Source organism: Spirillospora sp. NPDC049652 (assembly GCF_040675125.1).
Lineage (GTDB): Bacteria > Actinomycetota > Actinomycetes > Streptosporangiales > Streptosporangiaceae > Spirillospora.
Window position 1 is genome coordinate 1 of record NZ_JBFAOF010001068.1, and the last position, 2,289, is coordinate 2,289.

The following is a 2,289-nucleotide window of genomic DNA, read 5'->3' on the forward strand; positions in this document are numbered from 1 at the left end:
CGTAGACGGCTCCGCCGTCTACGGGCGGCTGTGGAACCCGACCGTCGCGCGGTTCGAGTCGGCCCTGGCGCGGCTGGAGCACACCGAGGCGGCCGTGGCGTTCTCCTCGGGGATGGCGGCGGCCACCGCGGCGATCATCGCGATGACGCGGGAGAGCGGCCGCGGCCACATCGTGGCGGTCCGTCCCCTCTACGGCGGGACCGACCACCTCCTGGCCTCCGGCATGCTCGGCACCGAGGTGACGTTCTGCGCCGCGGAGGAGGTCGCGGCGGCGCTCCGCCCGGACACGGCGCTGGTCATGCTGGAGACGCCCGCCAACCCGACCCTCGACCTGGTCGACATCCGCGCCGTCGCCGAGGCGGCCGGCGACGTCCCCGTCCTCGTGGACAACACGTTCGCGACCCCCGTCCTGCAGAACCCCGCCGACCTCGGCGCCGCGATGGTGCTGCACAGCGCGACCAAGTACCTCGGCGGGCACGGCGACGTCATCGCCGGCGTCATCGCCTGCGACCAGGAGCGGACGGCCGCGCTGCGCCGCGTCCGGGCGATCACGGGCGCCCTCCTCCACCCGCTCGGCGCCTACCTCCTGCACCGCGGCCTGGCCACGCTCCCGATCCGGGTCCGGGCGCAGCAGGAGAACGCCCGGCGCGTCGCCGCCTGGCTGAGCACCCACCCGGCCGTCTCGCGGGTGTACTACCCCGGGACGGCGGGGGACGCGCGGGGCCTGCTCCACCGGCAGATGAGAGGCCCGGGGGCGATGCTCTCGATCGAACTCCACGGAGGCCTGGAGCAGGCCAGGAGCCTCACCTCGTCGGTCCGCCTGTTCACCCACGCGGTGTCGCTGGGCGGCGTCGACTCGCTGATCCAGCATCCCGCGTCGCTGACGCACCGGCCCGTCGCCGCCGAGGCCCGTCCGGCCGCCGGGCTGGTGCGGCTGTCCCTCGGGCTGGAGGACCCGGAGGACCTGATGGCCGACCTCGACCAGGCCCTCGGCGCGCGCCGTCCGGAGGCCGCCCACGCGGGTGCGGCGCACCCGTAGTCCGCCGGTACCGGGAAAGGCTGGACAATCCTTCTATGCGCTACGACAACACAGCCGCGCCTGGGGCGGCTCCGGCACCCTCTGGCCCGCGGCGACCCCTCGGCCAGACGGCCGGAGAGCAGCCGTACGACATCGCGACCCTGCGCGAGATCTCCCGGCGCGTCCTGTGGCTGGCCACGTCGATCGTGGACGCGGCCAACCGCGGACGGCCCAACGACACCGGGATCAAGGTCGGCGGGCACCAGGCGTCGTCGGCCTCGATGGTCGACATCATGGTGTCGCTGTGGTTCCACGAGCTGACCGCGCTCGACCGCGTGTCGGTGAAGCCGCACGCGTCGCCGGTGCTCCACGCCATCAACCACCTGCTCGGTGACCTGGACGCGAAGTACCTGCCGACGCTGCGCGCCAAGGGCGGCCTGCAGAGCTACCCGAGCCGCCTCAAGGACCACGACACCGTCGACTTCTCCACCGGCTCGGTGGGCATCGGCGCCACCGCCCCGGTGTGGGCGGCGATCTCCCACCGCTACCTGCGCTCGCGGTTCGAGGCGACCCCTCCGGCCGGCCGGTTCATCAGCCTGATCGGGGACGCCGAGCTCGACGAGGGCGCGATCTGGGAGACCGTCGCCGACCCCTCGGTCGCCCGGCTGGGCGAGCTGCTGTGGGTGGTGGACTTCAACCGCCAGTCGCTCGACCGGGTGGTGCCCGACGTGCAGATCCACCGTCTGCGGGGGATGTTCGAGGCCGCGGGCTGGCAGGTCGTCGTCCTCAAGTGGGGCCGGACGGCCGCCGAGGTCTTCGCCCGGCCCGGCGGCGAGGAGCTGCGGCGCCGCCTGGAGGAGATGCCGAACGAGGAGTACCAGCGGCTCCTGCGCGCGGACACGACCGAGCTGCCCGGCCGGATCGCGGGCGACGCCGCCGGCCCCGCCCTGCGCGACCTCGTCGCGGCCATTCCGGCCGCGCGGCTGGCGGAGGTGATCCGCGACCTCGGCGGCCACGACCTGGAGCTGCTGCTGGACACCTACCGGCGCGTCGACGACGACCGTCCGACCGTGGTGTTCGCCTACACGGTCAAGGGGCGCGGACTGCCGACCGAGGGTCACCCGAACAACCACTCGGCGCTGCTGACCGAGGCGCAGATGGAGGCCCTGGCGGCGGCCTGCGGGACCGACCTGGCCGACCCGTGGCGGCCGTTCGAGCCCGGCTCGCCGGCGGCCGGGCTGTGCGCCCGGCGGGGCGAGCGGCTCAAGCGG

2 protein-coding genes are annotated in these 2,289 nt (G+C 74.5%); both read left to right on the forward strand.

The genetic code is table 11. From position 1 onward, the window contains the following. On the forward strand, positions 1-1,039 hold a 1,039-nt coding region (locus AB0J52_RS36965), incomplete at its 5' end, for a trans-sulfuration enzyme family protein (protein WP_500187563.1). A 35-nt stretch (positions 1,040-1,074) separates the two neighbouring features. Continuing rightward, on the forward strand, positions 1,075-2,289 hold a 1,215-nt coding region (locus tag AB0J52_RS36970; protein WP_500187565.1), incomplete at its 3' end, for a thiamine pyrophosphate-binding protein.